The sequence below is a fragment of the Achromobacter sp. Root565 genome (assembly GCF_001427425.1).
In the GTDB taxonomy this organism is placed as follows: Bacteria; Pseudomonadota; Gammaproteobacteria; order Burkholderiales; family Burkholderiaceae_B; genus Achromobacter; species Achromobacter spanius_D.
This window is the reverse complement of sequence record NZ_LMGO01000006.1, coordinates 68680-86668: the sequence shown is the minus strand read 5'-3', so window position 1 is coordinate 86668 and position 17989 is coordinate 68680. Positions and strand designations below refer to the sequence as shown.

Annotated in this window: 24 protein-coding genes; 7 read left to right on the top strand and 17 right to left on the bottom strand. The window is 65.4% G+C overall.

The features are described 5' to 3' along the window. Complete coding sequence (locus tag ASD71_RS21810; RefSeq protein ID WP_056569743.1) at positions 1 to 387, top strand: Rieske (2Fe-2S) protein; 387 nt, start codon at positions 1 to 3, stop codon at positions 385 to 387. 42 nt (positions 388 to 429) lie between these two features. On the opposite strand, the gene ASD71_RS21805 is transcribed toward ASD71_RS21810, so the two are convergent. Then, positions 430 to 1413 (bottom strand): bile acid:sodium symporter family protein, encoded by a 984-nt coding sequence (locus ASD71_RS21805; protein ID WP_056569741.1) that lies wholly within the window; start codon positions 1411 to 1413, stop codon positions 430 to 432. Positions 1414 to 1524: 111 nt separating this feature from the next. On the opposite strand from ASD71_RS21805, the gene ASD71_RS21800 reads away from it, so the two are divergent. After that, on the top strand, positions 1525 to 2367 hold the full coding sequence (locus ASD71_RS21800; protein WP_056569739.1) for a LysR substrate-binding domain-containing protein: 843 nt from the start codon (positions 1525 to 1527) through the stop codon (positions 2365 to 2367). A gap of 7 nt (positions 2368 to 2374) precedes the next feature. On the opposite strand, the gene ASD71_RS21795 is transcribed toward ASD71_RS21800, so the two are convergent. From ASD71_RS21795 to ASD71_RS21740, 12 genes are all read right to left on the bottom strand, one after another. Next, complete coding sequence (locus tag ASD71_RS21795) at positions 2375 to 2908, bottom strand: OsmC family protein (protein WP_056569738.1); 534 nt, start codon at positions 2906 to 2908, stop codon at positions 2375 to 2377. Between the two features lie 44 nt (positions 2909 to 2952). Then, the gene (locus ASD71_RS21790; protein WP_235512288.1) at positions 2953 to 4365 is read right to left on the bottom strand and encodes a cytochrome c; all 1413 of its coding nucleotides are present in this window, start codon (positions 4363 to 4365) and stop codon (positions 2953 to 2955) included. Between the two features lie 17 nt (positions 4366 to 4382). Continuing rightward, positions 4383 to 5186 carry an ABC transporter ATP-binding protein gene (locus tag ASD71_RS21785; RefSeq protein WP_056569734.1) on the bottom strand — a complete coding sequence of 268 codons (804 nt, stop codon included), beginning with the start codon at positions 5184 to 5186 and terminating at the stop codon, positions 4383 to 4385. After that, positions 5180 to 6196: an ABC transporter permease gene (locus ASD71_RS21780; protein ID WP_056569732.1), complete on the bottom strand. Its 1017-nt coding sequence runs from the start codon at positions 6194 to 6196 to the stop codon at positions 5180 to 5182. Before ASD71_RS21780 ends, ASD71_RS21785 begins: the two co-directional genes overlap by 7 nt. Continuing rightward, complete coding sequence (locus tag ASD71_RS21775; RefSeq protein ID WP_056569730.1) at positions 6183 to 7214, bottom strand: ABC transporter substrate-binding protein; 1032 nt, start codon at positions 7212 to 7214, stop codon at positions 6183 to 6185. Before ASD71_RS21775 ends, ASD71_RS21780 begins: the two co-directional genes overlap by 14 nt. Positions 7215 to 7341: 127 nt before the next feature. Then, a complete protein-coding gene (locus ASD71_RS21770) occupies positions 7342 to 7668 on the bottom strand; it encodes a hypothetical protein (protein ID WP_056569728.1) in 327 nt (108 codons plus the stop codon). A gap of 311 nt (positions 7669 to 7979) precedes the next feature. Beyond that, positions 7980 to 8195: a hypothetical protein gene (locus ASD71_RS28655; protein WP_006388022.1), complete on the bottom strand. Its 216-nt coding sequence runs from the start codon at positions 8193 to 8195 to the stop codon at positions 7980 to 7982. 99 nt (positions 8196 to 8294) lie between these two features. Then, complete coding sequence (locus ASD71_RS21760) at positions 8295 to 9401, bottom strand: AGE family epimerase/isomerase (RefSeq protein ID WP_056569726.1); 1107 nt, start codon at positions 9399 to 9401, stop codon at positions 8295 to 8297. A 147-nt stretch (positions 9402 to 9548) separates the two neighbouring features. Continuing rightward, on the bottom strand, positions 9549 to 9761 hold the full coding sequence (locus ASD71_RS21755; RefSeq protein ID WP_006218759.1) for a hypothetical protein: 213 nt from the start codon (positions 9759 to 9761) through the stop codon (positions 9549 to 9551). A 326-nt stretch (positions 9762 to 10087) separates the two neighbouring features. Then, positions 10088 to 10312 (bottom strand): hypothetical protein, encoded by a 225-nt coding sequence (locus tag ASD71_RS21750; protein WP_056569723.1) that lies wholly within the window; start codon positions 10310 to 10312, stop codon positions 10088 to 10090. Between the two features lie 70 nt (positions 10313 to 10382). Further along, positions 10383 to 11129: a sulfite exporter TauE/SafE family protein gene (locus ASD71_RS21745; protein WP_056570551.1), complete on the bottom strand. Its 747-nt coding sequence runs from the start codon at positions 11127 to 11129 to the stop codon at positions 10383 to 10385. A gap of 63 nt (positions 11130 to 11192) precedes the next feature. After that, the gene (locus ASD71_RS21740) at positions 11193 to 12107 is read right to left on the bottom strand and encodes a DMT family transporter (protein WP_056569722.1); all 915 of its coding nucleotides are present in this window, start codon (positions 12105 to 12107) and stop codon (positions 11193 to 11195) included. Positions 12108 to 12267: 160 nt separating this feature from the next. Here ASD71_RS21740 and ASD71_RS21735 point away from each other — a divergent pair, with 160 nt between their 5' ends. Continuing rightward, complete coding sequence (locus ASD71_RS21735) at positions 12268 to 12738, top strand: Lrp/AsnC family transcriptional regulator (protein WP_006226939.1); 471 nt, start codon at positions 12268 to 12270, stop codon at positions 12736 to 12738. A gap of 126 nt (positions 12739 to 12864) precedes the next feature. Further along, positions 12865 to 13098 carry a hypothetical protein gene (locus ASD71_RS21730; RefSeq protein WP_056569720.1) on the top strand — a complete coding sequence of 78 codons (234 nt, stop codon included), beginning with the start codon at positions 12865 to 12867 and terminating at the stop codon, positions 13096 to 13098. Between the two features lie 97 nt (positions 13099 to 13195). Here ASD71_RS21730 and ASD71_RS21725 read toward each other — a convergent pair whose 3' ends face one another. Together ASD71_RS21725 and ASD71_RS21720 are read right to left on the bottom strand one after the other, a co-directional pair. After that, the gene (locus ASD71_RS21725) at positions 13196 to 13792 is read right to left on the bottom strand and encodes a YSC84-related protein (RefSeq protein WP_056569718.1); all 597 of its coding nucleotides are present in this window, start codon (positions 13790 to 13792) and stop codon (positions 13196 to 13198) included. A gap of 100 nt (positions 13793 to 13892) precedes the next feature. Beyond that, positions 13893 to 14147 carry a hypothetical protein gene (locus ASD71_RS21720; protein ID WP_056569716.1) on the bottom strand — a complete coding sequence of 85 codons (255 nt, stop codon included), beginning with the start codon at positions 14145 to 14147 and terminating at the stop codon, positions 13893 to 13895. Between the two features lie 207 nt (positions 14148 to 14354). Here ASD71_RS21720 and ASD71_RS21715 point away from each other — a divergent pair, with 207 nt between their 5' ends. Continuing rightward, positions 14355 to 15308: a succinylglutamate desuccinylase/aspartoacylase family protein gene (locus tag ASD71_RS21715; RefSeq protein ID WP_056569713.1), complete on the top strand. Its 954-nt coding sequence runs from the start codon at positions 14355 to 14357 to the stop codon at positions 15306 to 15308. Positions 15309 to 15347: 39 nt separating this feature from the next. On the opposite strand, the gene ASD71_RS21710 is transcribed toward ASD71_RS21715, so the two are convergent. Both ASD71_RS21710 and ASD71_RS21705 read right to left on the bottom strand, forming a co-directional pair. Next, positions 15348 to 15782 carry a GNAT family acetyltransferase gene (locus tag ASD71_RS21710; protein WP_056569710.1) on the bottom strand — a complete coding sequence of 145 codons (435 nt, stop codon included), beginning with the start codon at positions 15780 to 15782 and terminating at the stop codon, positions 15348 to 15350. A 259-nt stretch (positions 15783 to 16041) separates the two neighbouring features. After that, on the bottom strand, positions 16042 to 16956 hold the full coding sequence (locus tag ASD71_RS21705; RefSeq protein ID WP_056569707.1) for a PhzF family phenazine biosynthesis protein: 915 nt from the start codon (positions 16954 to 16956) through the stop codon (positions 16042 to 16044). 250 nt (positions 16957 to 17206) lie between these two features. On the opposite strand from ASD71_RS21705, the gene ASD71_RS21700 reads away from it, so the two are divergent. Together ASD71_RS21700 and ASD71_RS21695 are read left to right on the top strand one after the other, a co-directional pair. After that, positions 17207 to 17449, top strand: coding sequence for a CrpP-related protein (locus ASD71_RS21700; protein WP_056570549.1), 243 nt, complete (start codon positions 17207 to 17209; stop codon positions 17447 to 17449). A gap of 134 nt (positions 17450 to 17583) precedes the next feature. Further along, positions 17584 to 17892 (top strand): hypothetical protein, encoded by a 309-nt coding sequence (locus ASD71_RS21695; RefSeq protein WP_235512287.1) that lies wholly within the window; start codon positions 17584 to 17586, stop codon positions 17890 to 17892. Positions 17893 to 17989: the final 97 nt, after the last annotated feature.

Below are 17989 nucleotides of genomic sequence, written 5' to 3'. Positions count from 1 at the left end.
ATGCAGGATTCCCCCACCCTCCCCGAAGTCCGCGTCTGCGCGGCCGGCGACCTGGTCAACGGCGGCCTGGGCGTCAAGGTGCCCGTAACCGATGGCGCGGGCCGCACCACCGCCTTCTTCGTGCGCTACCAGGACCGGGTGCACGGCTACCTGAACCGCTGCGCCCACGTCGGCGTCGAACTGGACTGGGAAGGCAGCTTCTTCACGCGCGCCGGCGACCTCATCATGTGCGCCCGCCACGGCGCCACCTACCAGCCCGACACGGGCCTGTGCGTGGGTGGCCCCTGTAGAAACGGACGCCTGACGGCGCTGGACGTGACCGAGCGCGACGGCAGCGTCTACTGGCAGCCCGCGGGCAAGATCCGTCCGGCGGACGCCAACGCCTGATCGATTCCGGCGCGGCGCCATGCGCCGGATTTGCGCCCGGCGTTACGCCCGCGCCGCCACCACCTGCCCCGGCTCTGCCCGCTCGGCATAACGCCGCGCCAGCACCGCGCAAACCATCAGCTGCATCTGGTGAAAGATCATCAGCGGCAACACCACCACGCCCATCTGCGACGTGCCGAACAGCACGGTCGCAAGCGGAATGCCGGACGCCAGCGACTTCTTCGACCCGCAGAACACCAGCGTGATCTCGTTCTCCTTGCTCAGCCCCAGCTTGCGGCTGCCCCACGTCGTGATCCCCAGCACCGCCCCCAGCAACACCGCGTTCACCAGCACCATGGTCGCCAGGTCGATGGCGGGGAACGCATGCCAGATGCCCTGCGCGACGGCCTCGCTGAACGCGGTGTAGACGGCCAGCAGGATCGAGCTGCGATCCACCTTGGACAGCGTGCGGCTGTTGCGCAGCGCCCATGCCCCGATCCATGGCCGCAGCAAGCTGCCCACCGCGAACGGCAGCAGAAGCTGCAGCAGGATGCGGCCGGCGTCGGCCAGCCCATGACCGCCGCCCTGGCGATGCAGCAGCACCGCCACCAGCAGCGGCGTCAGCACGGTGCCCAGCAGATTGGAGGCTGTCGCCGCGCAGATCGCGCCTGGCACGTTGCCACGCGCCATGGACGTGAACGCAATCGACGACTGCACGGTGGACGACAGCGTGCAGACGAACAACACGCCGATCCACAGCGACGGCGTCAGCAGCCCGGGAAACAGCGCGCGCAGGCCCAGGCCCAGTGCGGGAAACAGCAGAAAGGTGCAGGCCAGGATCAGCCCGTGCAGGCGCACATCCTTCACGCCGGACACGATGGCGTCCGTGGACAGCCGCGCGCCGTGCAGGAAGAACAGCAGCGAAATCGCCACGTTGCTCGCCACCATCATGAAGGTGGCGCCCTTGCCCACGGCCGGGAAAAAGCTGGCGAACGCCACGGTGGCGATCAGGATGAGCGTGAACTGGTCGGGCAGGAAGCGGCGCATGGCAAAGGCAAATCCAGAAAATTTCGCCCACTATAGGCGCGGCCCTTGCCATCGTGAAGGCCACTGGGTACTTTAACTGTCATCGGAAATTCCTATGACAGCGTCCCAACCATGCTCAATCCCCTCTGGCTCAAGACCTTCGCGGCAGCCGCCGGCGCGCCCAGCTTCACCGAAGCCGCGCGCCGGCTGGGGTTGACCCAGCCCACCGTCAGCGAACACATCCGCCAGCTGGAACAGGCCGTGAATCGGCGCCTGTTCCAGCGCGATACCCATTCGCTCGCGCTGACCAGCGATGGACGCAGCCTGCTCGTGCATGCCGAGATCATCCTAACCGCGCACGAAAAGGCCGAGCGCCTCTTCGACGCGCCCCGCCTGCGCGGCCGGATCCGGCTGGGCACCTCGGACGATCTGGCGATGGGTCCCCTGCCCGATGTCCTGGCGGCGTTTCGCCTGGCGCATCCCGAAGTCGAGCTGGACCTGACCATCGGCGTCACCAGCGACCTCTATAAGCTACTGGACGACAATCGCCTGGACGTGATGATCGGCAAGCGCCGGCGCGGCGACCGCCGCGGCCAGACGTTGCACAAGGAAGCGCTGCTGTGGCGCGCCAAGGAGGGCCTGCGCGTCGTTCCCGACGAGCCCCTTCCGTTGATCCTGTTGCGCGAGCCCAGCGTGACGCGCACGCTGGCGCTCGACGCGCTGGCCCGTGCGGGCCGCAGCTGGCAGATCGTCTGCACCAGCACCAGTTACGCGGGCTGCCAGGCGGCCGCGCGCGCGGGATTGGGCATCACCGTGCAGCCCTCGCACCTGTCCACCGCAGGCCTGTCGGCGCCCGCGGGCGCGGCCAACCTGCCGGCCCTGCCGCCCGTGGAATTCATCGTCATCTCGGCCCCCGCGCCGGGCAAACCCACTCGCGCGCTGACCGAGATCCTGATGCGCAGCACCCTGACCTGACGGACCTCTATTGCGACGCGGACCGCGTGTGCTCGACGCTGCCGTGCAGCGCCTGCGGCTGCTTGAGCAGGTTCAGGATCGGGCACCACGCCTCCACCGCCTCGTGCACGGCGCGCACCGCGTGCTCGTCCGCCGGCGACACGATGTGCGCCGTGTAGCGGATGTTGTGCGGAAAGAACGGCACCGCCTCGTAACCCGGCTTGCCGCCGCGCGGGTCCAGGTCGCCTTCGATCGACACCTCCAGCGATTCCAGCGGCAGTTCCAGCTCCGCCGCCTTGATGAGAAAGATGTGCGTCAGGCAACTGCCCAGTGATCCCAGCAGCAGTTCGGGCGAACTCGGCCCCAGGTCGTACCCCGCGAAATCGGCGGGGCTGTCGCTCACCACCTGATGATCGCGGATGCGGATGCGCCGCACGCCGCTGCGCCCTTCCGCGCTGACGTGCGCGCGCAGCTTCACCGGCTCGACGGTCTTCGGGTCGCGCCCGTTGCGCAGCAATACGGCGGCGCGCTTCTGGTCCAGATACTCGTTCAACGTACTCATCTTGCAGACCTCGCTTGGAAGAAAACGTGCGAAGGACGCGCGGCTCAGTGGCGCCGCAGGTCGGTCACGGCGATGGGTGCACGGTCCATCGCCAGCAGAATCTCGCCCAGGCCGTTCGCGTTGCCGGCCTCCATGCGCCCGCCCGGCCCGCAGACGTCGTCGGCGCTAGTCCACGCCGGCGCGGCGTGCGGCAGCAGGCGCGCGCGCAGCCAGCCGCGGCGGTCCACCAGGAACTGCGCGCCCGCCAGGCCATCCGGCGGCACGCCCGCAGCCAAGGCATAGGCGTCCCACGCCGCGGGGTCCGCCGCCACGCAATCGGCATCCGTTGCGCCCGTGCGGCCACGCGTCAGCGCCACCGTCAACAGGCGCGGATCCTGCGGTTCGGCCGGCGCACCTGCCGCCTGCGCCACGACGCGCACGGGCAAGCCGCGCAGACCGGTGAGCCGGCTCGCGCGGCCGTCCCTGCAGGTCAGCGCCACGACCGGCGCGGAAATCGCCGGCATGCCCGCGCCACCGCTCGTCCCATAGGCATGCAGGCGCAGGAAGTCCAGCACCTGCCAGGTCTCGTCCGGCCGCAGCGCGGCGTCCAAGCCGTGCACGGCGGGTTCGCCCGGCGCATACCCGCCGTGGGCCAGCCGCCAATACAGCTCGCCTTCCAGCCGGTTGTCGAACAGCGCCGCGCCCAGCACGCTCGGCCACACGGGCAAACTGGCCGCGAGCGGCCCACGCCCATCCGCCGCCGCGCCGTGGCACGACGCGCAATGCTGCGCGTACAGCCGGCCGCCTTGCAGCACGTTCGCGTCAGAAAACGCCAACGGCGAACGTTGATAAGACGTGTCCCGCGCCTCGGTCAGCAGCATGCGCGGCGGTGGCCAGTTCGTCGCCAGCGCCAGCGCGGCGGCAACCGCCAGCAGCGCCAGGCGCCATCGCCGCGCGAACAGGGCGGCCACCAGCAATGCCACTGCCACTGCGCTCTGCGCCAGCGCCTGCCACAGCCGGTTCCAGGTGTGCGGACTAACAGGCAGGTCCGGGTCGTACCGCCAGGCAAACGGCCAGGACACCAGCGCCAGCGCCTCCGCAGGCTGGCGCCAGATCGACAGAGCAAGCAGCGAAACCAGCAGCCCCAACGCGCCCATCGCGGCCGCGACGCCGCGCCGCCACGCCGGTCTGGCGGCCGCAGCCACCTCGCCCGCGCGGCTGTGCAGCCATGCCGCGGCCAGGCCTGCCAAGAGCAGGATGGCCGCCAGCCCCAGCGCCAGATGTCCCACGCGCGAACCCAGCAATCCAGGCAGCCCCGGCACCGCGTGCCAAGCCAAGGCCAGCAGCACGGCGCACGCCACGAGCGCCCCCGCCGCGACCCACGGCAGGCGCAGGGCAGCGCCCCGCCCTGCCCCGGCCGCATTGCCCGCCACCGCCGACCACACCATCAATGCGCCGCCCGCCACGGCGGCTGCCATCGCAAGCCCCGCCGCGCTCACCACGTCGCATCCAGCCCCAAGAGGGCCAGCGCGCGATGCCGCAACGCCGCCAACCGCGGATCGCCCCGATGGCGCGGGTACGGCAGGTCATTGACGATCTCGTCCTTGATGCGCGCGGGCCGTTCGCTCAGCACCACGATGCGCGACGCCATGAACAGGGCCTCCTCGACGTCGTGAGTGACCAGCAAGGCGGTAAAGCCCGATCGCTGCCACAGCTCCACCAGCTCCGACTGCATGGCGATGCGCGTCAGCGAATCCAGCTTGCCCAAGGGTTCGTCCAGGATCAGGATGCGCGGGTCGTTCACCAGCGCGCGCGCCAGCGCCGCGCGCTGCGCCATGCCGCCCGACAGCTGATGCGGATAGGCCTGGCTGAACGCCGCCAGTCCCACCCGTTGCAGGGCATCGTCCACACGGTGCCGCTGCGTCTTCAACAGGCCCCGCGCCTGCAGGCCCAGCGCCACGTTGTTCCAGACCGTGCGCCACGGATACAGCGTCGGGTCCTGGAAGACCACGATGCGCGATGGCGACGGCCCCGCAATCGCCGCGCCGTCGGCCAGCAGGTCTCCGTGCGCCGGCGGTTCCAGCCCCGCCACCAGCCTCAGCAGCGTCGACTTGCCGCACCCACTGGGACCCAGCAACGCGACGAATTCGCCGGGTTTGACATCCAGGTCGATGCCGTCGAGCACTGGCAGCGCCGCGCCGTCCAGATCGAAATGATGATCCACGCCACGCACCGCCAGCGCGGCCCCGCGCGCGCCGGCAGACGGGGCGCTGGCGTGCGCCGTTGCAGTAGCTACCATTTCACGACTCCCTTCTGCCAGGCCAGGAGACGGTCGCGGCCCAGGAACAGCAACGTGATCAGCCCGGAGAACACCAGCGCCATCACGATCAGCGCGCCGTACATGTTGGCGTACGAGGCCCAGCCCTGCGCCCAGGACAGATACCATCCCAGTCCCGACTTCACGCCCATCATCTCGGCCGCCACCAGCACCGAGAACGACGCGCCCAGCCCCATGAACAGGCCCACGAACACCTGTGGCAAAGCCGCCGGGATCGCCACGCGCAGCACCAGAAACCATTCATTGGCGCCCATCGTGCGCGCCACGTCGTAATACGCGCGGTTCACACCCGCCACGCCGGACCACGTCAGCACGGTCACCGGAAACCACGTCGCCAGCGCAATCAGGAACACGGCCGCGGACCAACTGGAGGGAAAGAAGAAGAACGCCATCGGCAGCAGCGCCGTCGACGGCACGGGTCCCAGAAACCGCAGCACGGGATGCACCCAATACCCCAGCCCGCGCGACCAGCCGATCGCGACACCTGTCAGAAACCCGGCCGCCGCGCCCAGCACGAAGCCGTTTGCCAGCAGCCACAGCGAATTGACGAGGCTATCGGCCAGGCGCTTATAGTCCGACACATAGACCTCGATCAGCGACTGCGGCGGCGCGAAGAACGGGCTGGGCAGCAGCGCAAGCTTGGCCGTCGCCACCTCCCATGCGCCCACCGCCACCGCCAGCGCCAGCAGCCACGGCCCGGCCCGGTGCAGCGCGCGGATCGGCCGCAGCCGCGCCGCGCCCGACACGGCGGCCAGCAGCAACAGAATGGCCAGCGCCAGAGCCGCCACGCCGAACTCCCGCGTGTATCCCCACGACGTGAAGCCGACCTCCACGTTGGGCCACGCGAGCGTGATGCCGCCCACGGCTGCCCACAACGCCGCGGCGGCCACGCCCGTCTTCCATAGCCGCCAACCCACGGCGCCGGGCGCATGGCCCGCAGCGCCCACCGTCAACACATCAGCCGAGGACATTGGGCACCACCGCTTGCGCGTACTTGTTGATGTCCAGGCTGGCGCTGAGAACCTTGATGGTCTTCAGGTCCTTGGCGTACCCCACGATCTCCTCGCGCAGCGCCGCGCCGGTCGAGGCGTGGCCGTGGCTATGGCTGCGCAGGATCGCGGCCACGCGCTCGGGCGGCACCTTGCCGGGCACATACGGCGCAAAGATGCGCGCGGTCTCGTCGGGATTCGATGCCGTCCAGCGCTGCGCGTCGATCACCGCGCGCGCGATGGCCGCCGCCGACTCGGGATCCTTGCGCACCAGGTCGCCGCGCAGGCCCAGCACGCAGCAGGTGCGGTTCTCGTAATCGCCCTCGATGTTGGTGGCCACCTCGCGCAGCTTGTTGTCCTCGCGCAGGGTGTAGATCAGCGGATCGTCGCCCGCAATGGCATCCACCTCGCCCTTTCTCAGCACCTCGCCAAACAGGTCCTGCGGATACTGGCGCCAATCCACCGATTCGGGATCAATGCCCAATTGCGCCACACGGATCGCGAAGAAATTCTTCACGGGGCTGGCCTGATCGGACACGGCCACGCGGCGGCCCTTCAGATCGTTGACGGATTTGATGGGTGAATCCTCGGCCGTGAGCAGCCGCATGCAGCCGCCGTGCGTGCCCACCGCCAGCTTCACGTCAAAGCCCTGCTCCAGCGGCTTGAGCCAGCGCAGCGCCATGCCGATGCCGCCATCGGCGTGACCCGTTGCAATCGCTTCCAGCAACTGGTCCGTGGACCCGCTGAAATTGATGCGTTCGACCTTGAGGTTGTATTTGTCGAAGAAGCCGCGCTCCAGTGCCACCGACACCGGCGACTGGCACACGGCGGTCTGGCTCCACGCGATCTTGAACGTGCGCGGCGCGGCATTGGCCGCCAGCACGCGCGAGCCCAGCATGCCCAGCGGCGCGGCCAACCCCGCGGCGCCAGCCGCGCGCAGCAGCGCGCGGCGAGAAATCCCGTGCGCCGCGGCGGCGCCCGAATGGACTTTCGTATTCATCAACCTTCCTTTTGAGAGACCCAGAATGGCGACGATTGCCAGGAGGCATCATCGGCCTGGGCTCAGGCGTTAGACAAATACAAAGTCGGGATAACAATATGGGCGCGCGCTCCCGGCGCGCGCGGGTCTACTCGGGCATCGGGTCCGGCACGCCGTCCGCATCGACGGACTTCACGCGGTCCAGCGCGTTGCGCGCAGCCGACATCGCTTCGATCGTGCTGCGAAAACGCCGGCTCACGAAAATCTCGAACGCCAGGCTTTCCGGCTCGGGCGCGGCCTGCTCCGCAGCGGGCTCCGCATCTTCGGCGGACGTCGCAGTTGCGGTGGTTATCGCAGGCACGGCGGCCTTCACGGGTAGACGCCGCGTCTCCAGAAACGCACGCGGGGGGATGCGCCCCTCGGGCTGGGTCGCATACGCGACCACTGAAAATCCATTGATGATCTTCTCGGACATTGCGGTTTCCTTGGGCGCGTTCATGCAGGCGCACCGACACGTCCCACAACGGCCTGCCGCAAGAAAACTTAAGTGTGAAACGGCCGCGAAATCCAGCTCTTCACACCGTTATGCAAGCGACTCTATTTTGTCGACGCAAGCGCCTGCGCGCGCACGCGCACGCATGCCGCCACCTGCTCCAGACGTGCGACAGATCGGCGTGCAGCGATTGGAAACCAGCATTGCGTTCGCGCGTCGCCTCGTCCATTGCCCGAAAAAAACAACGGGCCCCATGAAGGGGCCCGTGTCGTACGAGTGCCGCTGAAATCCGATCAGGGCGCGAGCTTGAAGCCCAGGTCCACGCCCCACTTGTCGGTCTCGCGCAGCCATTTCGCGCCGCAATTCAGGCAGCGGAAGTGGTCTTCGCGGCTTTCCTCCCGGCCCTTCTGCGTTGGGTTGGTAAATCCTTGATGTCCCAGGTGCGAATGCGGCGCAACGCCTGCAAGTCCTGGATTAATGCGTTGGCAAGCCAAACACATAACGCTCATTGATGCTTCCCCACAAACAGTGTTAGCAAATTGTAAGGGATTTCACCAATGTCTTTCTATCAAATCGGCGACATAGCAGGAACTAAATTGTTAACGTGATTAGCAAACAACGTTTTGTAACGCCGTCAGGCATGTGTCCAGGTGATAAGGCGAAGTTGACGGCATATCGGCGCGCGTCACATTTCCATTTGTATCCAGACACTCATGCCAGCCGCCAGGGTGCAGGAAGCGGCTGCGAAAGCCGGCCAACGCCGTCTGCAGCGCGGGCAGATCGCCCATCACCGCCAGCGCCCGCAAGTATTCCGTCTGCGCCCAGATCCGGCGCGTAGCGTCGACCACGTTGCCGGACTCATCCAGCGATGCAATCACGCCTGCGGTATCGACACCATGATCGCGCGACCACTGCACGGCGCGCGGCAGCGACTCCGCAAGGTCCAGGCCTTCAAAAACCTGCGCAGATTCATGCACCAGCGACAGCCATTCAAACTGATGGCCGGGCTCCAGCCGGTTCCCGGCGCTGCCCTGCAAAGCTTCCGACACGCATTGCGTCGGCGCATGCACGAAGAACTGGCTGATGCCTTGGGCAAGCTCGCGCAGATGCTGCGCGAACCAGGCGGGCTCGGCCACCTGCGCCGCGGCCAGATAGGCTTCGGTCAGGTGCATCATCGGATTTTGCGCCGGCGGTTTCAGCGGCTGCGAGAAGTCCGCGCTAAGCGCCGCGTGATACAGCGAATCGTCCGTCTTGAAACGCGCCTCGATCGTGCGCGCCGTGGCCAGCATCAGCTTGCGCGCCGATGCGTTGCGGCTGCGCCTGAAATACGCGGAAGCGGCCAGCACAATGAACGCGTGCGTATACAGGTCCTGGGTATCGTCCAACGGCTGCCCTTGCGCGTCAACGCTGTAGCGCCAGCCGCCGTGCTGGTCCTGGAACACGCGCCGCAGGGATTCGAACAACCGGTCCGCATGCTGCGCGGCGGCCTCGCCGGGCGCCTGCGCAAAGACATACAACTGGCGCGCACAGGCCATCGCGCGATAACGCGTCGCGGGCAGCGGTTCACCGCTGGCAGGATTTAGAGATTCGTAAGGCAGGCCGAGCGACTCGTTGAATCCGCGGCCCAACCACATGGGCAACACGACCGAATCAAAATGCGCCCGCAGCGCGCGGATATCATCCGCAAGAAAGGAATTGGTCTGTGCGGCAGTCATCTTGGAACGACGCATACCCGATGAGGGCCCCAGGTTTTGGAGCAGCAACGATAACCGAAATCGTCGTCGCCATCTCGAGAGTATCCGCCACGTGCTCATGCACACACAGACCGGTCGTGCCGATCAGCTCCGTCCAGGGTGCAAGCCCTATCGGAAGATATTTTCCTCTACCCAGTTTTGCGCGAAGATTTCCGCGCGATCACGAGCTTCGTCCAACGAAGCGCAGTTGCCCAAGTGGGAAAATGCGGCATCCACTTCGGTGCCGCCCTCAGCCGTAACCGTCAGCAATACGCCATATCCGCCGGTATCCATGGCCGCTGTGGAAACGTCGATCAGTACTTCCTGGTCACGATGCTGCATGTGCTACCTCCCAGTCGGTTACCTAAACGCGCGAACCACGCGTGACGTGCGAAGGGACAAAATTTCCCGCGCAAGACAATAGACCTGCAACCGTCACGCAAAGTTCATCTTACTGGCCGGACGCGGGGCCGGATACGTCCGAAAGATGTCAATTCGCACATTCCGTCTCAGGATATGCCTTGCCGCCCAGTGGCGAAGGCATCGAGCACGAAATACTGCGAAAACATTCGCAACCTTGCAGCAATCAGGCTGAAGTGGTCTGAATGAAGAATCTCGTGACTTGCGTAAAGCGGCGATTGCCGTACGGCCGCGATAATCGCAAAGGCCTAGCGCAAATGGATGGCGCCCGGCTCTTCCATGCGAAGCGAGAGCCTGCCCTTGTCGGTGATGAGCCAGCGGCCGTCGGGGCCGGACTCGATGCAGCGCAAGGTCTCCAGTGCTTGGGCGACGTGCGCCGGCACGTCGGTCTGGACCGCGCCGGGCTCGTTATTGTCGGCCACGACGCGCAGCCAATGTCCCAGTTCGCCCTTTTCGAAACGATGCAATGCCATGCGTGGTTCTCTCTTGAATTGCTCAACGATAGCATGCCGGTCAAGCCCCGCCGCCGCGTATCGCAGGCACTCAGGCCAGCAGGCGGGGCACTGACGACGCAAGCAGCGCAACGCCGGATATCGTCAACAGACCCAGTACAACGCGGCGAAACGCGACATCGCTGATGCCCACATAAACGCGCGTGCCCCATAGTGTCGGCACCAGCATCGCGGGCACGATCAGCGCGAACAGCGGCAGCATGTCGCGCGTGACCACACCGGTCAGCACATAACTCGCCATCGTGACCATCAGCATCGACAGGTTGAAGTTCTGGATCACTGCGCGCTGCACGTCGCGATCGAAGCCGCGCAAGGTGCACCACAACGTGGGAATCACGCCGGTAAAGCCGCCCAGTCCGCCCATGACGCCGCCAATGGCGCCGGCCACGCCATCGGCCACCTTGCCGCCCACCGTGATGCGCGGAATGCGCGCGGCGAACAGCATGATCGGGCACCAGATGGCGAGCAGCCCGCCGATGAAGGCCTTGAACACCAAGGGATCGAGATGCGGCAACACCTTCACACCCAGCGGAATGCCGAACAAACCGCCGACGATGAACGGCAGCAGATGCGCCATCGCAAAGCCCCGGCGCACGGTGAAGGCCGCCAGCAACTGCCCGGTCAGCGCGCCGAACACCGCCATCGCCGCGGCAAGCCGCGGGTCCACGGTCCAGGCCCAGAACGACATGGCCACCATGCCGAAGCCAAAGCCCGACAGGCCTTGCACAAAGCCCGCGGCCATTGCTCCGACCACGACCACTACATATAACGAGTCCATATCTGCAGCGCGTTCCGCATCACCGGCCGGCACCATTTCCGGCGCACGCCATTCTAGTGCGTTCTAGGAAGGACGCAGCGCAAGCGGCGAACGCCGCAGACGCGTGGCCAGCGCGGAGGCCGCCACGCTGGCGGCGATCAGGGCAAGACCGAGCGCGAGGTCCGCCGAGATGTGCTCGTGGAACACGACCGACGACACGATCAATCCGATCACCGGCACGCACAGCATCGCGATGGAGGTCGCGGCGGGCGGCAGCTTCTGCGTCATGCCCAGCACCACGATGAACGTCAGCGCCGTGGCGAGCGGTCCGGTGTACAGGATCAGCGGCCAGGCCTGCGCATCGCCCAGAAAGGTTGGCGCGCCGTCGCGCATCCATGCCAGCGCGGCCAGCGGGATCGTGGCCATCGCGGTTTGCCACGGAATCATGTCGGCGCCCAGGCGCACGTGGCGGTTGGCGCGCAACTGGATGATGTTGCAGGCCCAGGCAAACGACGCGCCCAGCAGCATCACGAGACCGATGACGGTATGCGCCTGCCACGGACTGAATGCGGGCGCCACGATGACGCCGATGCCGGCGTAGCTGAGCGCTGTCGCCAGCCATTGGCCTAACGACAGGCGTTCCTTCAGGATCAGCGATGACAGCGGGATCACCCAAATGGACGTCGCGTAGGCGATGACCGAGGCGCGGCCGGGCGCCACATACTGCAACGCCCACAGTGCGAGCGCGGTGAACGCGCCCATCTGCAGCAGGGCCACGCCCGCCACCAGCGGCCATTCCTGGCGCGTCGGCAGACGCAGGCGTCCCAGCACCGCAAGCACCAGCACGCTGATCAGCGCGGCGGATCCGAATCGGCTGGCGGCAAGCCATAACGGGCTCATGTGCGCCAAGCCCAGCTTCATGACGGGCCAGTTTCCGCCCCAGATGGCAACCGCCCCCGCGAGCGGGAGGAACTTGCGAAGACTGCCTTGCTGACTCATTACCACCCTGCTCTGCCGCTGATTATTCTGCGTTTCGGCCGTATGACCGAAGGACGGAACAGTCTATAGGGTAAACCCCAGCATTTTTCACCGCTTTCTGCGCTCATAACCGGCATACTCGGCACAGATGCACTGCCAACCCGCCGCCACAAGGTGACTTATGCCGGAAATCAACCTGGATGCCACCGACATCCGTATCCTCAACGAACTTCAGCGCGACGCGCGGCTCACGAACGTTGAGCTGGCCGCTCGTGTGAACCTGTCCGCATCGCCGTGCCTGGCGCGCGTGCGTCGACTGGAAACGGAAGGGCTCATCGATCGGCGGGTCACGCTGCTGAACGCGCGCAAACTGGGTCTGAAGGTCAACGTCTTCATCCAGATCTCGCTGGACAAGCAGCGCAAGGCCGCGCTGGACGTGTTTGAACGCGAGATCGCAGTGCTTCCCGAAATCATGGAGTGCTACCTGATGTCCGGCGACGCGGACTACCTGATCCGCGCGCTGGTACCCGATGTCGATGCGCTGGAAAGACTGATCGTCGAACACATCACGCGCATCCCCGGGGTGGCAAGCATCCGTTCGAGCTTTGCCCTCAAGCAGGTGCTCTACACCACCGCCGTGCCGCTTGCCTGACGCCGCATCTGGTATCCATCCGACGCTTGCGGGATTGCGGCGGCAAGCCCACAATGAAAACGCCTGACGCCGGCTTTTTCCCGATCGGCGCCAGCATCCCTCCCATCGCTTAGCAAGGAGCAAACCATGCCCGAAACCGAATGGTTCCCCGGCAATTCGCTACCCGATCGTCAGGGTTACTTTGAAGTGGAGTTCGCCACCGGCGAAACCGAAATCACGCGCTATGGCATGTTGGGCTGGGAGCCCGAAGAAGAGCGCGGCCACATCCTGCGCTGGCGCGGGCTGGATCCGAACATCGAGCAAGCCGAGATCGATCGCGAAGCAGCCTTGCGCAATAACAGCGACAACGTGATCGGCTGACCAGCCGGCACAACCTGCGCGGCGGGTCCATCCCGCCCCACAGCAAAACAAAACGCCGCGGAAGAATCCGCGGCGTTTTGACTGGGCGCTTACCCGATCAGCGGTCGAGTTTCGAGATCTTCGTGCCCGCGAGCGACACGCCGGCCATTAGGCCACCGTTGTTCATCACGAAGCCCACCACCGGCTGCTGAGCCGTGTTGGTGTCGATGCGGCCATTGGCGCCGATGTTGACCACCGCCACCGTCGCGTCCGCACCCACGGTCCAGCCGCTGCTGTTGCGGAACTTGTTCAAGGCGTCATCCGTCATGAAGAGCAAAACCATGGCCTTCGACTGCGCGCCGGCCTGGAAGCCGATCGAGCCCGCCGTCGTGCTGTAGTAGCCCGCATTCTGGCCACCCACGCGCAGCACGCCCTTGCCGTGTTCGGCGCCGACGATGAAGCTGCCGCTCAGCACGTCGGGAAATACCAGCACGCCCTTGGCGCGCGCCACCAGATCCTTGGATTGGGGAGCGGCTTCGTACAGCTTGGCGAGCGTGGCGTTGGCCGCGCTGTTCATCGACTGCCGTTGTTCGGACGTCGAGGCGGCCGGCGACTTGCTAGGCGTGGTCGTAGTGCAACCCGCAAAAACCAAGCCGGCGGCGCCGATGGCGATGGCCATGCCGGTGCGGCGCAGAACAGGAAAAGTGTCGAACATGGAGCTCTCCTTTTGTTGTCATACAGGGACAACTGTACCGGGCATTCCAGATCCGACAAGTCAAACGAATGTGATAAACGAAACAAAACACTAGCGGGCGCTAGAGAATTCCGTAGCGAGGTTCACCGGTGTGCTCGTCCACCGACAGGATGCCGGAGAGCACCAGCTCGGCATGGCGCCGCGCAATGGCGGGATCGTTGAAGGTCACGAACCGGGGCAGCGACCATCGCCGCGCAGCCGCCTCACTGCCGTTGCGGCACACCAGTATCTCGATGGCCAGCACGCCGGTCTTCAAGTCGACGACTTCGCATTGCACTTGAAAACCATCGATATGACGCTGTGGCCACCCACTCATGCTGCACCTATGAATTACGACTACCCGGCCGCAATATGCCCCAAAGAAAAAGGCTTGAAAAGCAGTGTTTTTCAGGGGTAAAAACGTACTAATCCACATAGTGCCGAGGCATCTTGAAGTTCGTAAAAATGCGATCAAAAGCGGCCGTTTTCGCACCCTGCCTTCAAACCGGCAATCGCCGGACATTCCACCCCTCCACCGACGCTCATGACCACACCTGTCTTCGAACCCGATACCGCTCCACTGGAAGTCCTGCCTCGTGATCTGTCCGCCTACCGCGAAGGCAACACCGGCATTCCCTACGTGCACCGCTTCGAATCCGGCAAGCCCGGGCCGCACGTGCTCATCAACGCCATCACGCACGGCAACGAGATCTGTGGCATGGTCGCCGCCACGCATCTGCTGGACACAGGCGTGCGCCCGAAGATCGGCACGCTGACGGTCAGCTTTGCCCACGTCGAGGCCTACGAGGCTTTCGACATTGACCGTCCTTACGACAACCGCCAGCTCGTCCACAACCTGAACCGCATCTGGTCCGCTGCCATGCTCGACGGCGCTGAAGACAGCCCCGAACTGCGCCGCGCCCGCGAAATGCGCCCCATCCTGGACGCCGCGGACTTCGTGCTGGACATCCATTCCACGCGCGCACCCGTGCAACCATTCTGGGTCTACAACGAGATGGACCGCAACACCGCGCTGGCCGCGGCCGTCGGTTCGCCGCAGGTCCATCTGGTCATGCCGCAAGACAAGTTTCCAGGCACCGGCGTCATGGGCTACGGGCATCACGGTGATCCGCTCTCGAACAGCGGCGGCGCGCTCGTTGTTGAATGCGGCCAGCATTTCGCCCGTTCCGCCGCCGAGCTGGCCACCGACGTCACCCTGCGCTTTCTGGCGCATCTGGGATTGATCGACACGCCGGCCGGCACGCCGGCCCCGCCCACGCCGCAACGCTATCGCCTGCTGGAGGTCCACATGGTGAAGTCCGAAGACTTCACCTTCACGCGCCCCGTCATCGGCTTCGAAACCTTTGACAAGGGCGAGTTGATCGCGATGAACGGCACGGAAGAAATCCGCTCCCCGTGCGATGCATGCACGATCTTCATGCCCACGCGCATGCCGATCGTCGGTCGCGAAGCTGTGTACCTGACGCAGGCGATTTGACGTAGAGGATTCGAGGCGGGTGAGTCGAACCCGCCGTCTTCAAAGATCCGGTATCAGGCGCTTGCCCATGCTGACGACCGCGTCCTCCTGAAACCCCATGCTGTCGTAGAAGCGCTTCACCGCGATGTTGTCGGATCGGATCAGCAGGTTGATCTTCGGACACCCCATCTCCAGCAGCTTGCGCTCAACGGCCCGCATCAGCGCCGTGGCGAAACGATGCCGCCGATGTACGGGCGAAACGGCCAGGTAATTGATCCAGCCGCGGTGACCGTCGTAGCCCCCCATCAACGTAGCCACGATCTCGCCGTCCAGCACGCCCACCAGAAACAGATCGGATTGCACCGTCATCTTGCGCGCAATGTCCTTGCGCGGATCGTTCCACGGACGCGTCAGCCCGCAGGCTTGCCACAGCGCGATCAGCGCCGTCTCGTCGGATGGATGAAAAGGCCGGATGGCGAGGTCTTGATGAGACATGCTTCATTCCTTGTGATGAAAGAACGAAGGCCTTGCGATACGCCTCGGACGCGGGAAATCCTGAAAACAAAAAAGCCACGAGGGTATCGTGGCCTTCTGAAATAAGCGCCGGACAATCGGCGCCCGAACACGGCTAGCCACTCAACGTAGACGTCGAGTGATTCGTCGGAAATCTGCACGCGTTGCGGCAGCGATAGGCGATGTGTTCATGCGCAGCAGCATACACGAGGCACGCTTGCGCCGGCAACGCGCAACGAGGTCAATCCACCTCGGGAGCAGGCAGCGTGCCCTCCATCACTACCACGGCCTGCCCCGCCACGCTCGCCCATACGCCATCCTCGCGCGGCTCGGCATGCGCCAGCAACAAGCTTGCGCGTCCCATGTCCACGCCCTGTCCCACCCGTAGCCGCAAGACGCCCTTGCCCGCAAGCAATGCGCGCAGCGCCGTGACCGCAGCCGTCGCGCTGCCCGTGGCGGGATCCTCGGTCATCCGGCCTGTGAGCATGCGCGCCTGCAGATCGGTGGGCGCGTCCATCGCCTCGCCCGCCGTGTCGGTGGTGTAGATATAGATAGACTTGGCGCCAAGCTGCGGCATCAGGGCCGCGTAACCGCTCGAGTCCGGCACCGCGCGCCGCAACGCGTCGCGATTGGCAAGCTGCACCACCAGAAACGGCAGGCCCACCGACGCCACCATCGGTGCGTGCGTCGACACGTCAATGTCCGCGGCGTCCAGCCGCAGCGCGCTTGCCACCGCATCCACCGGCGCCTCGCTGCCGCGCGACAGCGGCTGCGGCGCGCGCAACTCCGCGCCCTGCAGCCCGTGTTCGCCATATGCCAACGCAATCCGCACCAGGCCGGCTTCTTCTTCGAACACGAAGGCCTGCGGCGCAGGCAGCCCCGCCGCGATCTGCTCGCGCGCCAGCACGACCGCAGTGCCGACATTCGGGTGACCGGCAAACGGCACCTCACGGTCCGGCGTGAAGATACGCACGCGCGCCGTATGGGCCCGGTCCCGCGCCGGCATGACGAAACTGGTTTCCGAATAATTGAATTCGCGCGCGATCCGCTGCATCTGCCGGGTATCCAGACCCTGCGCATCCAACACAACAGCCAGCGGATTGCCTTGATAGGCATGGCCGGTGAACACATCCGCGGTGACGTAACGGTAGCGCATGCAAGCATCCTCAAGAGCCGCCTGAAGCTGGCGGGAAGCGGAAATTGTGCGTGCTCCAGTCCGGACGCGAAAGACACAGAGCCGCGAATTTGTCCGCATAACAGACAAGGCGCGAGGCCCACGCCGCCGTCACGAGCCAGGTCACGCATGACGCCGGCACCGCCTCGGCTGGTGCGCCCTCACTATTGAAAATCGCTGGGGGCTGGGGAATACTTTGCGTCCCGTGCATCTACTTTTGGAGGGCATTGCCATGCAACGCGAAGACATCCAAAAGCTGGGCGCTCAAGCGGCCCGCGACGGATTGAGCTTGTGGGACTGCCCGTACTATCGGGCGGCCGCCATGCCGGGACACACCGGCGAATCGATCTCGCAATGGCGCGTCAAGGTCGAGGCTTGGGAAGCCGGATGGTTGGAAGCCACCGGCGGTGGCCAGGCCCCGCCCGGAATACGAACACGCTTCTTGCCGCGCGCTATGTCGCGGCTGGTCATTTGATGCGGTGAACGGCGCGGGGCGCATTGCACGGGCGACGGTGACGCCCTCGTCAAACAAGAAAAGCTTGACCTGAAGATCCGGCCCCGTTTTTGCCGGCATATACTGTATATTCATACAGTATTTTCCGCTTCACCATGCGATGCACCGTCATCCGAACCCACTACCTTGGCCGCAAACGCCACGACAACGACCCGGCGCACGCGGTCACGGGGACGGTCCGCATGTACTCGATCATGCGCGACGACCTGCGTCGCTACATCAGCGTCATGACGCTCGACACCTTGGCCAAGTTCGGCGCCTCACAAAAAGGCCCCATCCCCGATCTGCTGGAACCCGAACTCCTCACGTTCGGATCGGACCGCGGAATGATGGTGTGCGGCTTTGAAGAAATTGACGGTCAGCGCTATTACCAGGGCTGGTGGATGCAATGGGTGGAGCTCTGAATGCATCGCGTCCACCGGCCCTCGACGCGCTGATCCATCCCGCTATTTCTTCGCGTAACTTTTCTGGACACGAATCGTGATCGCGCTCATCTTTTGG